We start from the raw sequence: 16,983 nt of genomic DNA, 5'->3' as shown, positions 1-16,983 counted from the left end.
CGAACCAGCAAAGCAAACAGAGCGCCGAATGCCGCCAAGGAAATTGAGGTGGCTCAAAACAACGCATAGGCCCGTCCAATCACTTGATGATCGTAGACATAGCCCCAGTAACGCGAATCGAAGCTTTTGTCGGTTTGCCCCGTCACCCAATAGGCAGAAGGTGGAATGGTTTCGTGACGTTTAAAACTGGCGGCCGGCTTTTTGAGTTTCTCCGTCAACGGCAGTCCGTCGATGATTCGTTCACCGTTAATCGTGGTGTGCTGTGAGTCGACGTGGACGGTATCACCCGTGACGCCGGCGGCGATTTTGACGATGATCTGGCCGTCCTTGAAAAATGGCGCCATGCGTTCGGCGCGAAAGGCAATCAAATCACCGCGCCAGATGTCTTTGTTGTGGGTATCGATCAGATACACCCATTTATCCGGTAGACAGCGATCGACCTGGTCATCGCCGCCGATTAGAAAGCGTTGACCGATATAGCGCTCCACCGCTAATACCAGCAATAATATCGGCAAGGCTTTCCCGATGAACCGCAGCAATGCGGCACGGGTTTGATAGGGTCTCTGCTTGGCAGTGGAGGTCCGTGCAAGTGTGTATTTCGAATGATTGGTTTGCATAACCTTACCGGGTTTGATGTTGAACATAAACATCCTCCGGTGCAGCCACCACCGCCGTCGAATCGATCACCAGATAGCCCGCATCACTGAGTTTCTTGGCCTGGCTCTGCCAGTCGTCGACGATCTTGGCCATTTGTTCCTGGTTGGCGTTGGGCGGTATCGATTGAATCAGCTTGGCGCGATCGAGCACGAACACCGGCGTGACCAGATTCAGGCGCACCAAGGGTTCCTGCAGTTGCTGTTGTACCGCCAGCCAACCGCCGATGCCGCCCAGACAGGCTGCGATGAAAATGGTGCTGAGCCATTGCGATTTAGGATCCATAAGCACTCTCCCTGGGTTTGCTGCTGCGACTGTCGATGAGCTGTTGAATGGCATCACCCAGGCTCAAGCCTTGCCGGCGCAAATTCTTCAAGGCATTGACGTCTTCGGGCTTGGTGGAGAACAGAATGCGTTTGTAAGGATCGACGATCAGGCGGCCGATGCCGGAACCCATCTCGGTGATGAAGAAGATTTCGGAATACGCGCCCGGCAAGGTATGCACGGTTTTCAGCAGTTCGTAGCCGCCGTCCGACAACGGCAAGCGGCGGTCCTGCTTCATGCCTTCAATGACTTCGGCTTTTTGACCGAGCAAATACATATTGGCGGAGTTCTCGACAATCGCTCGGCCAGCGGCATTGCGGTATAAATCGTTCACGGACTGGGTAATGGTGACTGCCGCACCGCCGTATTTACGAAACCGCCGGTAGCCGTGCTCCATGAACTTGGCGACATCGCCTTCGGTGAGTAAATCCCAGGCTTCGTCGATGATCACGATTTTGGGCCGGTTACGTTCGCCGAGATACATTTCCTGCTGGATCTGGTAGATCAATTGCAAAAGTACGACTTGTTGCAGATGCTTACGTCCTTTTAGCTCCTCCAATTCCAATACGGTAAAGTCGCGAGCGAACTTGGCGTTGTTTTTACCGTTGAAGTAGCGACCGTATTCGCCTCGGGTGGTGAATGGAAACAACTGCTCGCCGACATCCTTCAAACGCTGATCGGCTTCGGTACACAGGCATTTTGCAATGTCGTCCACCGACATGGATTGGGCTTTTTCAGTCCACAGTTGCTTCAATATCCGCTTGAGACCGGCGGTTTGAAAGTCGGTGAGTTTCTCGGTCGGCGCCGCCATCTGGCTGACTAAGCCGGCCAGCATGTCGGCTTCCTCCTCGAAGTTCTGCACGATCTCGAACGGGTTCATGCAAATCCCCGAACCGTGAGTGAATTTGACGAAATCACCTTCCAGCACCTCACAGAGGTTTTCATAGGAGCGGCCGACATCGATCGCCCAGATTTGCGCGCCTTCGGTCAGGTAGCTGACGATGATTTCGTTGGTTAGGAAGGATTTGCCTTTGCCGGATTCGGCGGCAATGCAGAGGTTGTAGTTGCCGGTGGTGTCGAACAACGACACCGCCATGTGTTCGCCGTTACGGGAGACGAAATTCAAGGTCGGCGTACCGGTGCCGGCCCAATCGCCGAACAGCGGTAATAACGGAATCGCATGGCGCGTGGCCAGGGTGCGATAGCGTTTCAGGTCGGCAATCGCCGCGCGTTCCGGACCGAAGGGCAAACAGTTCAAGAAAAACGGCAGGCAGAAATACTTGTCTTCCAGTAGCTGAAAACCCAGCTCCCGAAAATACACACGGGCATTGGACACCGCCGCCGCTTCTTCGGCTTCGTCGCAAAACAGCAGCACCCCGAAATAGGCCCGAATAGGCCTGTCGCCGTCACGGTAGGCGTCGAACAACACGTCGAAATGGTGTTTGCGTTGTACCAGCACCGGCAAAAACCGGGCAATGGGAGTGTTGACCTGGTTGGTGATGAATTGCCGCACGCCTTCCTGGCGGGTGCGGGTTGATTCGGCATCGGGGTAATGCAGGGTCAGACTGAGCAAGGTGTTTTGCCTTATACCGCGGGTGCCGGAGAGAATGTCGCCCAAGTAACTTTTGGCGCTGCCGAAGTAAAAATGGTCGGGCGTGCGTTTGGCGGATAGGGTCTTTACCCGTTTTGATCCAAGCCAAATGCCTTTCTCGTCGGTTCGAATGGCGTTATCGTAATCCAGCAATTGGTCGCGGATGAGTTGGGTCGGGTCACATTCTGGGACCACGCGGTCTTTCCAGCCGGCATCGGGCTGCCAGTTGAGCAGCGTGTTGAGGATGCGCACATATTGATCGGCACCCAAAACCTCCGGATACAAGCCGATGGTCGCCAGGGACTGCTGGGTGGCCAATTGCAATTCGCTGGCACGGCGGATGTCGGTTTCGCTCGGTCGGGGGGATGCCATGGGGAGTTTGACGCTCACCAGAATGTGACTGCGCCGGAGGCGTGCCCCTGAAATCGCTTCCGGGGCTTTGGTCGTACCCCGCCGCAGGAATTCCACGCTGGCCTGGGTCATGGTTTTATAGGTCGACTTTTGCTGCTTGAGGCGCCGCGTTTGCATGATAGCCAGCGACTCTTCGATGTCCGGCGAGGTCCAAAGGCTCACCTGCAACAGCGTGTCCGTCGGCCAGTCCTGGTTCAGCAACACGTTGACCCGCGCGGACACGCTGGCATCCGCGCCGGTCAGCGGTCGGCACAGAAAGCCAAAACCAATGCTGCTATCGGCCATCAAGAACAGATGATGGTCAACTTCGTAAGCCAGTACCGTGAATAACTGATCGGCACGGGGGCGTTGCACGGTGGTCATAGTGCTTTATCCTCTTCATAAAGTTGCTGCAAGGCTTCGGCTGGACATTCCGGATGTAAACGAATCGTGAAAGGATGCCGGCAAACCCGAACCGCACGCTTTTTGCGTTTCAACTGCCGGGCTCTAGCCGGATGACAGGGGTTGATCGGCTGGCCATTGGCGGCTTGGACCTTGACGCTGCGCGTGGCCTTCGCTGATGGACAAGGGCGGCGGTTGCCCGCCGCGTTCTCGGTATCAATACTTGAACCGGTCATCGTTGTTCCAGGCCTAAATCGTGGCGGTCACGATGTTGGTGATAATGGTCGGCGCCGCAAACAGGCCGACACCACTGGCAATGCCCAGCACAAAACCCATGATGCTGCCGCGCACGACACCGGCGACCAGGCCGACGATGACGAACACGATAGCGATGATGCGGCCGAGCAAGCCTTCCACCCAGCCGGTCAGCAAGGTCCAGACGGTGTTGAACTCGGTACCGCCGGTACCGGCCATGGCGTCATTGGCCATTAGCATAAAAAATAACGATGCCAGGGCCAGCAAGACCCCGCTTCGATAGGATGTTTTCATCAAAAATATCCTCATTCAGGTTAAAAGACGGTTGCCCGTCGAATCTCGGACGTTCAGTCCGGCAGGTATAAGCGGTTGCCCGCTCACTCTCGCAGGGGGCGTGGGACCTGCGGTGAAAATGGTTACGGTTCAGGGCAATTGTTTGCCCAATCGATTGACTGGACTCTCGTCTTCAGGGGTATCGACGCTGGACCATTTCTCCGGCGGACGTTGCTCGACTTGCAGCGGGATCAATGAGGTACTCGAAGTGGGCACCGCCTTGCCGATCATCCAACGCCGGGGTTCGAGTTCGGTGTAGACGTAGTTGGACACCATCAAATCGCCGTCGGCATCTTCCCAAGGCGCGATCCAGATGCGCATGACTTGCGATGGCGTGCGAATCGGCGTGGGATCTTCGATCTTGGGTACGGGTTGTTGTAACGGCGGTACGATTGCCGGTGATGAGGTTGACTCCGAATTCTGGCTATTTTCCGGAGGCGCTTCCGCAATCGCCGTATTGGTGACTTGGTAAGCCTGCGTGGTCGACAGACAGCTGGGTTCGTCCGGCATGCCTTGACAGCCGTACTGTGTTGCGCAGCCGGTGACAAACATCCATGTCAAGCTGGAAAGGACTAATGGGAACGGGCAATAACGGTTCATGGCTTTTTCTCCACTTTCGTTGGTTCGGGTGTGGTGGTGCTGGATACGGCCTTTGTTTTGTCGGCCAACCAATCGGCTAACACCTCGGGTGCGCCACTGTGGGTACGGCCGTCCGGGGCGATCAGAAACGGCACACCTTTCAAATCGAATAACTTGGCGGTGACCACGGCTTTCTGCAGCGGCTCTTTGTTGCACTGAGTGGGTGGTTCGGTTGGCAATCCGGCGTAATCCTGTTTCAACAAGCGGTCGCGCACGGCGACTTTGGCTTTGGTATCGCTTGCGGCCAACTGACAGGCCAGTTGCACGACAATGTTTTGCGATTCGGGGCCGAGGATGGGGACCATCACCAGCTTGAAGGTGTATTGGTCCTTCAAGGCTTGCAGGTCTTTCATGACCTTGCCGCAGTACGGGCACCGGGGATCGATGAACACCAGCACTTGGGCTTTGCCGTGGCCGACCGTCACGGCGCCGAGATCGTCAGCCTTGAGTTTCATCCGCGACAGGTCGATGCGGTTGGCGATTTTGTCGATATCCGCCAATTCCTTAATCTCCTGCTGAGTCCAGATGTCCATCAATTTGCCGCCGTAGAAAGCAAAGCGGCCGTTGCTGGAGATAAACACCGTTTGTTCACCGGACTTGACCATCTTCAGACCCGAGATGGGCAAGTCCTGCATGCCGTCGATCTTGATCGACAAAAGGCCTGCGGCAATGTCCGACACCGGCGGTTTGGGTGGATTGGCAGCGAAGGCCGTTGAAGTGACTAACAGCGATGCCAGCAGTAAACGGGTTTGGCGTAGAGACATAAATCGTTTCCGTGTTTTAGTGAAAATCAGCTTGGGGTTTTCAGCTTCAGCGCCGTGCCTTTTTGCACGATGAAGTTGACTTGGCGGGTGGCATCGACTTCGATGACCGGGTAAATCTCTTCGGCCATGTCCATGTAAAAATGCGACAGGCGTTCCATCGCGTAGCCCGCGCCTTTTAGCGCGCCGCCTTCCATCGACTGCGAGGAAAAAGCGCTTTGGAAAGGGGTGGTTCCGGATAGGGCACCGATGCCGCCGGTCATCAGCACCGGGATCTGATTACGACCGAAGGCATCGGAAAAGCCGCGCAGAAAACCCGCCATCATCGATTGGGCGAGTAACGCGCCTTGTTTGGAAACGACGCGACCGCGCACCCCGTTTTTGCCGTCTTCGCCGGTGGCATAGGCATTCATCGGCACTTCGATGACGCCACCGTCCTGGCGTACACAGGAAAAGGTCTCGCCGCGGAAGTAGGCCCGCTCGGCACTCAAGTCGCCAAAGCCCGCAGCCAACAAAAAGCACTCGCGCACATCGGCGTGGAAACGGTTGGGCAGGATGGCTTCCTTCTTGATCCGGAACAGTACCGGCATGGGTTCTTTCTTGGCTTTTTTGCCGGTCGGGGCATCGAGACCGTTAAGCAAGACGCCGGTCAAAATGCTGCCGGCCGGGATGAAAACGTCGCTGTTGGCATGATCGCGGTTCGAGCGGCCTCGCTCAGAGATCGGCGTTGCGTCTTTGTCTTTGCCGTTGGACGGCTCAGTGCCTTCCTGAATGACACGAATCTGCATTGCCGCCGGCGCTTGGCTATTGGCTCGGCCTCCCGAGACGCCGGTATTACCAGGCGTCGGCGAGGGAATGGCGGCTTGCTCGAAGACCCGGTTGAGATCCTCTTGTGCGTTGTCGAAGGGCGCGTTGCTTGGCCGACGGTTGTAAGGTCTTCCCGGTGACGATGGCTCTACGGCAGGTTGATTGGCGTCGCCAGGGTTGCCAGCCACTGCCGTTGTAGACGCTTTGTTCTTCAACGTCTCAACTTCACCGGTGACCGCTTGAAGCTTGGCTTCATAGGCTTCCCGCTCAGCGGTGGTCCATTGTTTGAAGCGGATTTCATCGGATTGCTGTTCCCGGCGCTGCTGTTCTTCGATGGCCGCCAGCCGGCGGGCTTGCTCGTCGTTCTTCTGCAGCAGATCTCGCAATTGCGCGGAGATGCCGTCGATGCCCAGCGAGCGCGGATCGCTGTCGGTCAGAATGTGTTGAATGGTGGCCTGTTTGCTCAGCGGTTTGCTGACTTCCGGAGTGACGGTGGCCAATGCGATGATGACCGTTAACACCACGGTACCGATGCCGCCGACGGCCAGATTGCGTTTTGCGGTCGGGGTCAAGCGTGCCCACCAGGTATCGACGCTGGCCATTAGGGTTGGTCTCCGCTCAGTAACGAAGGCCGCAAACTGACTGACGCCTCAGGCGCTTGTCGGACCACGACATACAACTCGGTGGCTTCCTGCGGTTTCAATACCACGTTGGGCCAGACCGAAACGGCAAGTACGTCCTGTTGCGTCGTCGCACAACTGCGTTCGTCGAACTCGAGCATGTCGCTGCCGGTATTTTTGGCAAGACCCACCAGAATCAGCCGGTCCTGGCCTTCCAGGGCTTGACCGGTTTTAATCTGCACGCGGTCTTGCAGGCAGCGAATTTGTTCCTGCGGCTTCGGTTCGCGGAGTGAATAACCGGTTGGGGTCTTTTGCAATCCCAAATCCCGAAACAAGGTTTTCAGTTGGCTAATGTAAGCTTGTTCCTGTTGACCTGAATTGCGGTTCCCGGCATCAGAGCGTTGCCATTGGTTCAGTAATTGGTAGCTGTCTTTATCCAGATCGAGATGGATTTCCCGGGCCGGAATCCGTTTGGGGATCAGGGTTAGCGACAGCGCAATGTCCTGGTTGTCGCCGGGGGTGATGTATAACGTCACCGGCGTTTCGTCGGCGGTGGCGACATAGACGATTTTGCCTTTGGTACTGGTGGTGGCCTGGCTGGTGGTCGTGACCACCGGATGCTCGAACGGCGTCACCAGACGATTCAAATGGCCGACGGCAATCGGCATCAGTTCGTTGATACCGGGTTTGACGGCGATGTGCTGCGGTCCGATGGAAGTGGCTGACGCTGAGTTTGAGGCTGCCGCTTGCTGTTTGGCGGCTTTCAAGACGCTGGCATCAACCGGCGGTAACTCGATGCCAAAATCGGGCTGCGGCGGGACAACGGGTTGTGAAGGCGCAGAGGATGACTCTTCGGCCACGGTGGTGACCGGGGGTAACACCGTCACGGGTAAGTCATCGGTGGCCCACGCCGGACCGGCAAGGGTGAGTAACAACCAGGGGTGCGACACAAGTTTCATGATTTAGCCTCTTGAGGTTGCCCCTGGGTGGATTTCAATCGCTCCAGGGTTCTGGGAGAATCCGGATACACGTCGATGTATTCCAGCCGGGGCCGATAGTTTTTGATGGCGATGATGAATTCATAGGTACGGAGTTTGACGTCCGGTTTGGAACTGGGACCCTGGCTTTTGAGTTCGCCGCTGACAAAGACCTTGTTAGTTTCGGCTTCGTAATCGACGTGACGCGGCGTAAAACTGATTGCGACCCGGTCCATCTTGATGGCCTTGATTTGATCGCTCATGGCGTCCAGGACACTGCGGTAAATATCGGGCGCCAATAACGGCTCGACCGCGGTTTTCAGAAAATCGGCATTGGCCGGCGTGGTGTTGCCGAGGAGTTCCGCCAGGAACAACCCCCAGGATTCCTTGAACTCGCTGGAAGCGCTACTGCGCGTCACTTCGACTTCCTGGGTGAGGGTAGGGGGCACCAGGATGATGCTGCGCTCGGTACGCCAGGCGGCCAGCGAAGTAATCACGCAAATCACCAGCAAGCCAATGATAATGACGCGGCTAAAGCGGTTCTCGGTCTCGTGCCCATCCCAGGTTTGCAGAAACTCCGACCATCTCATGGCAGGAACCGACGGATGTAGGGATTGGGGATGGTCTGCGCGCGGCTCGGCAATAAACCCAGCCAATACAGCGCGTGCAAGGTGTAGCCGTCAGGCCGGTTATCGCGGAAACGCCGGTAAAACTTGACCGCGATGAGGCCGAGCGCCAAGCCGGGTATGAACTGATCGATCAACATGCCGGTAAGCATGCTCACGATGAATGGCACGATCTCGTCCGCGCTCCACAGCAAAATGTGAATCGGATCGTCTATCGAATGGGGAATGGCAACGGGTTCCATAATGACCTCCGGTTGGGATGGTCATTATTGTGAAGAGGATTTTCGGCAGGTCGTTTGCGAAAACTCGCTATTTATCGCGCTTTCGCGAGTTGGGCTGTAAAAGATTGAAAGGAATCTTGGCTTTGGGCTACCCAAAGCATCCCTTAGATACTCTCTGCCAATGCGACGCTGAAATCATTGGATAACGGGATGGCTAGTCCTTAATCAAGGGGAATCGGTCTCTGGAAAGGGACACGCGTTCACGTAAGTCCAGCCCAGGTTTGAAGTGAATGGCGTGCCGTATGGGCAAACTCACGGGTTCGCCTGTCTTGGGATTGCGCCCCATCCGGGCGGCTCGTTGAATCATCGAGAAGCCACCGAAACCACGAATTTCAATACGCTCGCCTTGTGCCAGATGGTGGCTCATCACATCGATAGTGATGTTGATCGCCATTTCGACGTCGCGTTGCTGTAAATGGGGCAATTTAAGGCTGATGCGTTCGATGAGTTGGGATTTAGTCATTATCGGGTATGCGTTAAAGGAATCATTTGTGGCAGTGTGTGCCGATGGGTGCAAGCCATTACAGCGTCGGGAGTGTCTTTCCGCCTTGTTCGATGATTACGGCTTGTTTGAGTAAGTCGCTTGCGGTGGGATATTTGTCATAAAGGCTGCCAATACCGCGATAGTAAGTCATCATATCAAACGGCTCTGCTGCTTGTTCTCGGATCAACTCAGCCAATCTTGACCTGAAATCCGGTGAGACGGTCACCATGCGCAGACCTTTGACAATTTTAGTGTTCGGATCCACCAAGACCAGATTAAAGGGCAAGTAGACGTCATCATCATCAATGATCTCATCACCTGCAAGATGGATGGTAAACGCCAAGTCCGACCAATCTAGAAAGCCCTCGATTTTAAACAAAAAGAACAGATGGTTTTGTTCGGCGAACAAAGCAAACGAGGCAGCGCCATTGAGAAAGGCTTGGATTTCGCCCGGCGAAACTGAAAAATTGAAAGTCAATAATGGCGCGCCATTAGCGAGAACAATACTCATGCCTTCTTCCGGCATGTCATGCTCGAAGCGCTCTCCCACGCAAAGTTTTATAAAGTCCATGGATGTTGCTTAATCGCCTTGGTAGATGCTCTGTCCGGCAATTAATTATAGCGGACTGGATGCCGTTTGAACGCGTCGTTTGTCCTCCGTTACACAGGGAACCGAAAAAAATGAGACAGCTCTGTCATCTCGCCTCAGCAAAGTTACCCGATGCACGACACTATTTTGGCGGTATAAAAGCCGGTAATATCGCTGTAAAACTATTACGGGGGTATATCGGCAATGGACTACACAGCAATTCTTGAAGCGCTCAATAAAGCATCACTGTTTGATTTACATCGATTACAGTCTGCCATTTATCAGGAACTCATCAATCCGGTTCGGGTGGAGCAGGTAAAAGCCCAATTGAAAGTCGGCCAATCGATTAGCTATTTCGACCCGCAAGCCAACGGCTTGATCGATGCGGTGATCTTGAAGATTCAAAAGACCCGTTGCCTGGTGAGAAACGTCAAAGACCAGAAAAGCTGGAATATCCCTTTTTATTACCTCAATCTGGATGACGTTGATACGGCGATTCAACCCAAACCGCATACCACCGGGATTCCCAAAAGTGCCTTGCAAGTCGGTACGCGGGTGGGATTCAAGGGCCGGGACAACCATGAATTGTTCGGCGAAGTCATCCGCCTGAACCCCAAAACGGCCACTGTCAAGATCTGTGAGCAGCATACTTGGCTGGTGCCTTATTCACGTTTGTTTCCTGTCATCGATGGCACGTCCTATGACGCGAACCCCACGCAAGCCTCGCTGTTTATCGAACATGACGAGGGTTAGTAACCCATGATGTCACAGGCTGCGCCAGCGCATGCGGACAATCCCGTCGAAAAACTGTACGGCTCCATCGAACGCGTGACGTTCCATAGCGAGGCATCGGGGTTTTGCGTGTTGCGGGTCAAAGTCAAAGGCTATCGGGAACTGATTACCGTGATCGGTTCGGCTGCTAGTGTCACAGCGGGTGAATACATCGAATGCCTGGGTTGTTGGGTGAACGATCGCCAACATGGCCAGCAATTCAAGACCATTTCCTTGAAAATCGTGCCGCCGACCACGTTGGACGGTATCGAAAAATACCTGGGTTCCGGCATGGTCAAAGGTATCGGTCCCCATTTCGCCAAAAAACTGGTCAAAGCCTTCGGTGAGCAGGTGTTCGATGTGATCGAGCAGACACCAGAACGCCTGCTGGAATTGCCGGGTATCGGCAAGAAACGCCAGGAGCGGGTGACCAGCGCCTGGGCGGAACAGAAAGTGATTCTGGAGATCATGGTCTTTCTGCAATCGCATGGCGTCGGCACCTCGCGTTAGGTGCGCATTTACAAAACCTACGGCGACCAATCCATCGAGAAAGTGCGCGAAAATCCCTATCGTCTGGCACTGGATATCCACGGTGTCGGTTTTAAAACCGCCGATACTTTGGCACAGAAGCTGGGTATCGGCCCGCAATCCCTGCTGCGCGCCCAAGCGGGTGTCCGACATGTATTGCAAGAATGGTCCGGCGAAGGCCACTGTGCCGCGATTCGCAGCAAGCTGTGCGAAATGGCGGCGAAATTATTGGAAATTCCATTATCGATTATCGACCAAGCCATCGCCGCTGAATTGACCGAAGGCAATTTGATTGCCGAAATCGACGGTAGTGACGAATTCATTTTTCTGACGCCCTTGCACCGCGCTGAAATCGGTTGTGCCGCCCACCTGAATCGATTGAATCAAGGCGATGCACCGTGGGGTGTGATTGATGCGGATAAAGCCATACCCTGGGTGGAAGAGCAAACCGGCATGACCTTATCGCAGTCGCAAGCGGCTGCCATACGATTGGTACTCCAGCATAAAGTCTCGGTGATCACCGGTGGCCCCGGTGTTGGTAAAACCACCCTGGTCAACAGTCTACTCAAGATTCTCAAAGCCAAACGGGTGCGGATCGGTTTGTGCGCGCCGACGGGACGAGCGGCAAAACGCTTAGCGGAATCGACCGGCATGGAAGCAAAAACCGTGCATCGCTTACTGGAGTTCGATCCGACGCAGTTCGCGTTCAAGCATAACGACGAAAACCCGCTAGACCTCGATTGCCTGGTGATCGATGAGTCGTCGATGATGGACGTGGTGTTGATGAATCAGCTGTTAAAAGCCATACCGACGGAAGCTGCGGTCTTGATCGTCGGAGATGTCGATCAATTACCCTCGGTCGGTCCAGGATCGGTGTTGGCCGACATTATCGATTCCGGTCAAATTGCCACCGTGCGTCTGACCGAAATTTTCCGTCAGGCCAGTACCTCCAAAATCATTACCAATGCGCACCGGATTAACCAAGGGCAAATGCCTTTGGTGGATAAGACTGAAGGCATCAGCGATTTTTATTGCCTCTACGCCGAAACACCTGAGGAGATTTTCGCTAAATTGATGCAGGTCGTGCTTGAGCGGATTCCGCAGCGATTCCACTTTCATCCGGTCAATGACGTGCAAATTTTGACGCCCATGAATCGGGGTGGCCTGGGCGCACGGTCGTTGAACATCGAATTGCAAGCACGGCTCAATGGGCACAGCGAACCGAAGATTACCCGTTTTGGTAATACCTATGCGCCTGGCGACAAGGTCATTCAGCGGATCAACAACTACGACAAGGAAGTCTTCAACGGCGACATTGGCGTCATCAAATCCATTGATCTTGAGGAAAGCCAGGTCAAGATCTTGTTCGACGATCGTGAAATCGACTACGAATTCAGCGATCTGGACGAAATTACGCTGGCTTATGCCACCAGCGTGCACAAATCGCAAGGCTCGGAATATCCGGTGGTGGTGATTCCGATGGCCATGCAGCACTTTATGCTGCTGGAACGCAATCTGCTATATACCGGCGTCACGCGTGGCAAAAAACTGGTCATCGTGATTGCTCAGCCCAAAGCGTTGGCAATGGCTGTGAAAAATCAGCAATCACAGCGCAGGATCACTCACCTGGCTGCCAGGCTGGTTAAAAACCCGTGACTATCTTTACTCTGAAAGTCACGCGGCAACCCCAAAAACAGACTAACGACATAACAAAGTTGACTTTCATTTGCCGGGGCGATGCACAGCCTTCATGAGCGTTACGTTGAAATCGTCGAAATCAGGTCAGTTGCACTCAGTGACGACTGGCCTCTTTCAGGAGTCGGATTTCAACGACAGCTTGCGGGCGATGAATTCGAAGATATGACGGTTGCGTCACGACCCATTTCTGCCCCATTTAGCCACATTTCGAGTGTCTGGTTAATGGCGGATGGCTGACGGAATTTGTTGGAGCGTCCACTAAATGTTTGCTTTGCTCAGTATATCCAATGTCCGCTTGACTTAGATTTGGATTTACTTTCTTGTTGTGGTTTCTTTTTAGGCTCAAACTTGTCATCCGGAACAAGGCTTAGCTTGGTAGTGTTTAGTTGATTTCTGCCACCATCGTCTGCGTTATCAATGCAATGCTTGATCATTTCACTGAGTGCTTTTTGTGCGATAACTTTGCTGCCGTAAGGGCCAAATACTCCTTCTCTGGCAACAAAAAACCATTCATTTGAACCCGTTTTGAAATTGCATTGGCAATAAATCCTTTCAACTTTAAACACTATAAACCTCGTTTTTTGGCATCTCTTCTAAGATATTGCGGCCTGATTCAAAAAAAGCATAGTCCTTAGGTATCCAGAAAAATGAGATGTTATTAACGGAAGCAGCGGATCATTTACTGTACACGCTTTGCTTTTATCAGCTGAATTGTGAATTGGCGATTTCTTGATCCAATGCAAAAAGATCTATGAGAGACTTGCAAAATACCACTATTAGTAATCGACTTATTTAAAAAAACCACTAGATATAGTGATTTTTGCGGGAAATTTTATAATTTTGCAAGTCCCTCATATGTATATTTATCAAGTTATCTTTTACATGCTACCCGCATGACAAGCTCGGCATCACAACGTGACATCTTTGGCAGATTGCATGCTTGTTATGGTGCTGGGCTGTTCACATCATGTGTTTTTGTGATGCATGTCAAAATAAATCATAAGCAAAATCATGATTTTATGCGATTCGCCTAAAACCGCGCATGCATCGATCAAGTTGTGGCGCGGTTAATGCTGGTATGAGGATGTCAATTATGCATGGATACAATATGAAGCAGAGATACTTTTTACCGCTCGTTGCATTAATAGGTGTTGCAAGCACATCATCAATGGCGGCAACTATTGACGTAACCTATGCCAAATCGGCCGATTTTGGTAGTGGTCAAGTTGGTTACATCACAGGTGCTATCGCCCCCAATCCCAATTCACATAACAGTTTCGTTGGTGTATCGATAGGTGGAAACAGTTTCACCACGAACAATATAGACTATGACTTTTCGTCAAGTGGCCAATTCAATGCATGGTGCGTGGATATTTATCATTGGATGAGCAATGGTAGCACTATCTATGACGTTGCGACTGCCAGCGACCTCGCTACCGAATTATCTAAATTACGTCCCGAAACACCCGGACAGATACGGGTCGATAAAATGATTCAATTAGCCAATCAAGTCTACAGTTTCATTGACACAACAATCGAGTCGGCAGCTTTTCAACTAGCGATTTGGGAAATTGCCTATGGTACGCCCAGTGCTGTTGGAAGTTTTATAATCGATAGTACCGACAAGAATTTCAGGGTTAAAGATTCATCATTAGCTTTTGTCAGTCTAGCCAATAATTGGTTAAGTCAATTAGCTACTGCTAATAATACCGGGAACTATACTCTCACATATTTAAACGACGGTGCGCGGAATAAGAGCCAAGATGTCATCGTTTTTACTGAAACACCCCTTGCTCCATCATCTTTCTCGGTACCCGAACCAAACTCATTTGCGCTTATTGGTCTTGGTCTAGCTGGATTTTCATTCGTTAGGCGCAAGAAAGTCGTACGGGTATAACGGCAAACAGCCCTGGTCAATCCGGGGCTTTTCGTTGCAAGGTTGAACTTCAATATCCAAGGTTTAAGTCCCCGCCTTTAGGCGGGCAGATTTCATCTGCAGCCATTGCTGAGTGGGTATCATGGTGATTTTGCAGAGGGCGGCAAGATGGACTATCCGTATGGCAGTATGCAATAACCCATTAATGCGTCATTGCACAGGTTGAAAATAATGGCATTGCCATCTAACCTAGATTAGCGTTTTATCCTCTTTCCCCTTTATTCATGTTTCACGAAGAAATGTCATACCAAGGATATACTCTGATCGAGTTGATGGTAACGGTCACCGTCGCTGCAATTGTTATGGGCTTGGCCGTTCCAAGCTTCATCGGAACTGTGCGGAGTAATCGCTTGACAACCTACGCCAATGAACTGGTTTCTAGCCTGAATTATGCACGTAGCGAAGCCATAAAACGGAGTGCCCCCATATCAATCCGGCGCAAAGGAACTACAAGCCAACACTGGGAAACGGGTTGGGATGTATTTGTCGATCTCAATGGTAATGGTGCATTTGATGATAATGCCAACAGCACGCTATGCGAGGCTACGGAAGATTGCCTATTAAAAACCTATGATGCTTTGTCGACGGGCTATACCCTTAGGACAGGCAATAGCAGTTACAAGGATTATGCGACTTATCTGGCCGAAGGCTTGAGTAAAAATCAGGTTAGCGAAGTTTTTCGGCTTTGCGATAACACTCAAAATACCACGAACTCGCGAACAATCAGTGTCAATGCGATAGGCAGACCTAGTACTACAGTAGGAAACGCAGCATCTTGTCCCTAATCCTCATGAGAAAAAACAACGGCTTTACTCTAATAGAGGTGTTGGTAGCCACCTTGGTGTTGTCTATTGGCTTGCTAGGGTTGGCGGCACTTCAAGCTAACAATCTCAAAAATAACCAGAGCGCCTATTTTCGCAGCCAGGCCACTCAACTTGCGTATGACATCGCCGATCGTATGCGAGCCAATGTTACTGCAAGCAATAGTTACCTGAGCACCTCTACCGCGGTTGCGTCCGCAACGCAGCAGGCGGATTGCACCGAGGTCAGCACGACCTGCTCCCCAGAAAAAATGGCGCAAAACGACCTGTATGAGTTGAAAAGCGCCCTGGCGACCGCTTTACCTGGGGGCGCTGCCACGATTACTAGCGCTGGCGGGGTTTTTACCGTTACCGTTAATTGGGACGATAACCATGATGGCTTGACCGATAATGCTGACCCGAATTTTCAGATGAGTTTTCAACTATGAGGGGACTGCTTGTGGCAGGTCAGAGTCAGTCATTGCATCGGCAATCCGGTCTGACGCTGGTGGAAATCATGATTGCCCTGTTGATTGGCGCGTTCCTGCTCGGCGGCGTTTTGGAGATTTTTATAAATAGTCGGCAAACTTATCGAATGCAGGAAAATCTTTCCAGGCTGCAGGAGAATGGCAGATTTGCGATGGAGTTTATCAGCAGGGATCTTCGCATGGCGGGCTATCTGGGGTGTGCATCGCTCGGTTCGGTAACTCCGGCAATCGATGCTTCCCCGCAATCCCCTAATCCGAATCCGGCGGTAAATCCCTTTACCAATTTGAATGCCATCGTCGGCAATAACAACATTTCGACTAGCTGGAATGCCAATGCCTGTTCCGGGGCAAATCAATGCGTTGCCAACACCGATGCAGTCACTGTTCAATACGCCGATAGCTGTGGTGGATACCTAACCGGAAATATGGCATCCGACAATGCCAATATTCAAATCCCCGCCGCCAATACTTGCAATATTAATCAATATGACACGCTGCTAATTTCGGATTGTAATGCTGCGGATGTTTTTGTTGCCACCAGCGCTTCCTCTGGTGCCGGAAAGCAAACCATCGCTCACGCCAATAATCAGAATACCAGCCCGAAGCTCAGTAAAGTATATGGTGCCGATGCAGAAATTTTCGTGTTTCGTTCCTATAGCTACTTTATTCGTACCGGCGCTTCAGGGAGGCCCGCCCTGTGGCGACTTGACAACGCCAAGGCAGTCGTCAACGGCTCAAATCCGGTTGAGTTACTGGAAGACATCGAAGATTTTCAAATTCTTTACGGGGAAGATACCGATGCCGATGGAACAGCCAACTACTACGTCCCAGCTAATAGCGTGGTTAACATTGAAAATGTGATCAGCGCACGGGTTAGCGTGCTGGTTGCCTCGCGAGATGACAATCTGGCTTCGCGGCCACTCGCCTATACCTTCAATGGCACAACGACCACTCCAGTTGATCGCCGCCTCAGAAGAATTTTTACCTCGACCTTAGCCGTCCGTAATCGGCTGAATTCATAGGGAGGAT

21 protein-coding genes are annotated in these 16,983 nt (G+C 52.5%); 7 read left to right on the top strand and 14 right to left on the bottom strand.

Features of this window, described 5'->3' with window-relative positions; all coding sequences use genetic code 11:
- Positions 1-53: 53 nt before the first annotated feature.
- The 13 genes from lepB to NM686_RS12990 all read right to left on the bottom strand — a co-directional run bounded on the left by lepB (position 54) and on the right by NM686_RS12990 (position 9,715).
- Entirely contained in the window at positions 54-644 is a 591-nt protein-coding gene (lepB, locus tag NM686_RS13050; protein ID WP_255188290.1) for a signal peptidase I, read from the bottom strand.
- Positions 622-939, bottom strand: coding sequence for a hypothetical protein (locus NM686_RS13045; RefSeq protein WP_255188289.1), 318 nt, complete (start codon positions 937-939; stop codon positions 622-624). Before NM686_RS13045 ends, lepB begins: the two co-directional genes overlap by 23 nt.
- Positions 929-3,343, bottom strand: a complete 2,415-nt coding sequence (gene traC / locus NM686_RS13040) for a type IV secretion system protein TraC (RefSeq protein ID WP_255188288.1) — start codon at positions 3,341-3,343, stop codon at positions 929-931. Before traC ends, NM686_RS13045 begins: the two co-directional genes overlap by 11 nt.
- Positions 3,340-3,597, bottom strand: coding sequence for an RRXRR domain-containing protein (locus NM686_RS13035; protein ID WP_255188287.1), 258 nt, complete (start codon positions 3,595-3,597; stop codon positions 3,340-3,342). The genes traC and NM686_RS13035 overlap by 4 nt, the downstream gene beginning before the upstream one ends.
- 13 nt (positions 3,598-3,610) lie before the next feature.
- A complete protein-coding gene (gene traA / locus NM686_RS13030) occupies positions 3,611-3,910 on the bottom strand; it encodes a TraA family conjugative transfer protein (RefSeq protein WP_255188286.1) in 300 nt (99 codons plus the stop codon).
- A 129-nt stretch (positions 3,911-4,039) separates the two neighbouring features.
- A complete protein-coding gene (locus tag NM686_RS13025) occupies positions 4,040-4,549 on the bottom strand; it encodes a TraV family lipoprotein (protein ID WP_255188285.1) in 510 nt (169 codons plus the stop codon).
- Entirely contained in the window at positions 4,546-5,352 is an 807-nt protein-coding gene (locus NM686_RS13020) for a DsbC family protein (RefSeq protein WP_255188284.1), read from the bottom strand. The genes NM686_RS13025 and NM686_RS13020 overlap by 4 nt, the downstream gene beginning before the upstream one ends.
- Before the next feature lie 26 nt (positions 5,353-5,378).
- Positions 5,379-6,758, bottom strand: a complete 1,380-nt coding sequence (locus tag NM686_RS13015) for a TraB/VirB10 family protein (protein WP_255188283.1) — start codon at positions 6,756-6,758, stop codon at positions 5,379-5,381.
- The gene (locus tag NM686_RS13010; RefSeq protein ID WP_255188282.1) at positions 6,758-7,735 is read right to left on the bottom strand and encodes a TraK domain-containing protein; all 978 of its coding nucleotides are present in this window, start codon (positions 7,733-7,735) and stop codon (positions 6,758-6,760) included. Before NM686_RS13010 ends, NM686_RS13015 begins: the two co-directional genes overlap by 1 nt.
- Positions 7,732-8,343, bottom strand: a complete 612-nt coding sequence (locus NM686_RS13005; RefSeq protein WP_255188281.1) for a type IV conjugative transfer system protein TraE — start codon at positions 8,341-8,343, stop codon at positions 7,732-7,734. The genes NM686_RS13010 and NM686_RS13005 overlap by 4 nt, the downstream gene beginning before the upstream one ends.
- Positions 8,340-8,621, bottom strand: coding sequence for a type IV conjugative transfer system protein TraL (gene traL / locus NM686_RS13000; protein ID WP_255188280.1), 282 nt, complete (start codon positions 8,619-8,621; stop codon positions 8,340-8,342). The genes NM686_RS13005 and traL overlap by 4 nt, the downstream gene beginning before the upstream one ends.
- A gap of 193 nt (positions 8,622-8,814) precedes the next feature.
- A complete protein-coding gene (locus NM686_RS12995; RefSeq protein WP_255188279.1) occupies positions 8,815-9,123 on the bottom strand; it encodes an integration host factor subunit beta in 309 nt (102 codons plus the stop codon).
- A gap of 58 nt (positions 9,124-9,181) precedes the next feature.
- Positions 9,182-9,715, bottom strand: coding sequence for a hypothetical protein (locus tag NM686_RS12990; protein WP_255188278.1), 534 nt, complete (start codon positions 9,713-9,715; stop codon positions 9,182-9,184).
- A 222-nt stretch (positions 9,716-9,937) separates the two neighbouring features.
- On the opposite strand from NM686_RS12990, the gene NM686_RS12985 reads away from it, so the two are divergent.
- The 3 genes from NM686_RS12985 to recD2 are packed head-to-tail and all read left to right on the top strand — an operon-like array spanning position 9,938 to position 12,688.
- Positions 9,938-10,486: a hypothetical protein gene (locus NM686_RS12985; protein WP_255188277.1), complete on the top strand. Its 549-nt coding sequence runs from the start codon at positions 9,938-9,940 to the stop codon at positions 10,484-10,486.
- A gap of 6 nt (positions 10,487-10,492) precedes the next feature.
- Complete coding sequence (locus NM686_RS12980) at positions 10,493-11,014, top strand: helix-hairpin-helix domain-containing protein (protein WP_269021789.1); 522 nt, start codon at positions 10,493-10,495, stop codon at positions 11,012-11,014.
- Positions 11,015-12,688 (top strand): SF1B family DNA helicase RecD2, encoded by a 1,674-nt coding sequence (gene recD2, locus NM686_RS12975; RefSeq protein ID WP_269021788.1) that lies wholly within the window; start codon positions 11,015-11,017, stop codon positions 12,686-12,688.
- Between the two features lie 317 nt (positions 12,689-13,005).
- On the opposite strand, the gene NM686_RS12970 is transcribed toward recD2, so the two are convergent.
- Entirely contained in the window at positions 13,006-13,296 is a 291-nt protein-coding gene (locus NM686_RS12970; protein ID WP_255187135.1) for a hypothetical protein, read from the bottom strand.
- Between the two features lie 542 nt (positions 13,297-13,838).
- Here NM686_RS12970 and NM686_RS12965 point away from each other — a divergent pair.
- The 4 genes from NM686_RS12965 (at position 13,839) to NM686_RS12950 (ending at position 16,976) form a co-directional block, all read left to right on the top strand.
- Entirely contained in the window at positions 13,839-14,627 is a 789-nt protein-coding gene (locus NM686_RS12965) for a PEP-CTERM sorting domain-containing protein (protein ID WP_255188276.1), read from the top strand.
- 263 nt (positions 14,628-14,890) lie between these two features.
- Positions 14,891-15,451 (top strand): GspH/FimT family pseudopilin, encoded by a 561-nt coding sequence (locus NM686_RS12960; protein WP_255188275.1) that lies wholly within the window; start codon positions 14,891-14,893, stop codon positions 15,449-15,451.
- A gap of 5 nt (positions 15,452-15,456) precedes the next feature.
- The gene (gene pilV, locus NM686_RS12955) at positions 15,457-15,915 is read left to right on the top strand and encodes a type IV pilus modification protein PilV (protein ID WP_255188274.1); all 459 of its coding nucleotides are present in this window, start codon (positions 15,457-15,459) and stop codon (positions 15,913-15,915) included.
- A gap of 11 nt (positions 15,916-15,926) precedes the next feature.
- Complete coding sequence (locus NM686_RS12950) at positions 15,927-16,976, top strand: PilW family protein (protein ID WP_255188273.1); 1,050 nt, start codon at positions 15,927-15,929, stop codon at positions 16,974-16,976.
- Positions 16,977-16,983: the final 7 nt, after the last annotated feature.

Origin of the sequence: Methylomonas rapida, from assembly GCF_024360925.2 — a bacterium.
GTDB classification, from domain to species: Bacteria; Pseudomonadota; Gammaproteobacteria; order Methylococcales; family Methylomonadaceae; genus Methylomonas; species Methylomonas rapida.
The sequence above is the reverse complement of the archived record's forward strand: the minus strand, read 5'-3'. Positions and strand labels throughout refer to the sequence as shown.

Bases quoted from the DNA above. Each gene is read 5' to 3' on its own strand.
- traA (WP_255188286.1), bottom strand. From the start codon at position 3,910: ATGAAAACATCCTATCGAAGCGGGGTCTTGCTGGCCCTGGCATCGTTA.
- NM686_RS13025 (WP_255188285.1), bottom strand. From the start codon at position 4,549: ATGAACCGTTATTGCCCGTTCCCATTAGTCCTTTCCAGCTTGACATGG.
- NM686_RS13015 (WP_255188283.1), bottom strand. From the start codon at position 6,758: ATGGCCAGCGTCGATACCTGGTGGGCACGCTTGACCCCGACCGCAAAA.
- NM686_RS12965 (WP_255188276.1), top strand. From the start codon at position 13,839: ATGAAGCAGAGATACTTTTTACCGCTCGTTGCATTAATAGGTGTTGCA.
- traC (WP_255188288.1), bottom strand. From the start codon at position 3,343: ATGACCACCGTGCAACGCCCCCGTGCCGATCAGTTATTCACGGTACTG.
- NM686_RS12995 (WP_255188279.1), bottom strand. From the start codon at position 9,123: ATGACTAAATCCCAACTCATCGAACGCATCAGCCTTAAATTGCCCCAT.
- NM686_RS13045 (WP_255188289.1), bottom strand. From the start codon at position 939: ATGGATCCTAAATCGCAATGGCTCAGCACCATTTTCATCGCAGCCTGT.
- NM686_RS12960 (WP_255188275.1), top strand. From the start codon at position 14,891: ATGTTTCACGAAGAAATGTCATACCAAGGATATACTCTGATCGAGTTG.
- NM686_RS12980 (WP_269021789.1), top strand. From the start codon at position 10,493: ATGATGTCACAGGCTGCGCCAGCGCATGCGGACAATCCCGTCGAAAAA.
- NM686_RS13005 (WP_255188281.1), bottom strand. From the start codon at position 8,343: ATGAGATGGTCGGAGTTTCTGCAAACCTGGGATGGGCACGAGACCGAG.
- lepB (WP_255188290.1), bottom strand. From the start codon at position 644: ATGTTCAACATCAAACCCGGTAAGGTTATGCAAACCAATCATTCGAAA.
- traL (WP_255188280.1), bottom strand. From the start codon at position 8,621: ATGGAACCCGTTGCCATTCCCCATTCGATAGACGATCCGATTCACATT.
- NM686_RS13035 (WP_255188287.1), bottom strand. From the start codon at position 3,597: ATGACCGGTTCAAGTATTGATACCGAGAACGCGGCGGGCAACCGCCGC.
- NM686_RS13010 (WP_255188282.1), bottom strand. From the start codon at position 7,735: ATGAAACTTGTGTCGCACCCCTGGTTGTTACTCACCCTTGCCGGTCCG.
- NM686_RS12985 (WP_255188277.1), top strand. From the start codon at position 9,938: ATGGACTACACAGCAATTCTTGAAGCGCTCAATAAAGCATCACTGTTT.
- pilV (WP_255188274.1), top strand. From the start codon at position 15,457: ATGAGAAAAAACAACGGCTTTACTCTAATAGAGGTGTTGGTAGCCACC.
- NM686_RS13020 (WP_255188284.1), bottom strand. From the start codon at position 5,352: ATGTCTCTACGCCAAACCCGTTTACTGCTGGCATCGCTGTTAGTCACT.
- NM686_RS12990 (WP_255188278.1), bottom strand. From the start codon at position 9,715: ATGGACTTTATAAAACTTTGCGTGGGAGAGCGCTTCGAGCATGACATG.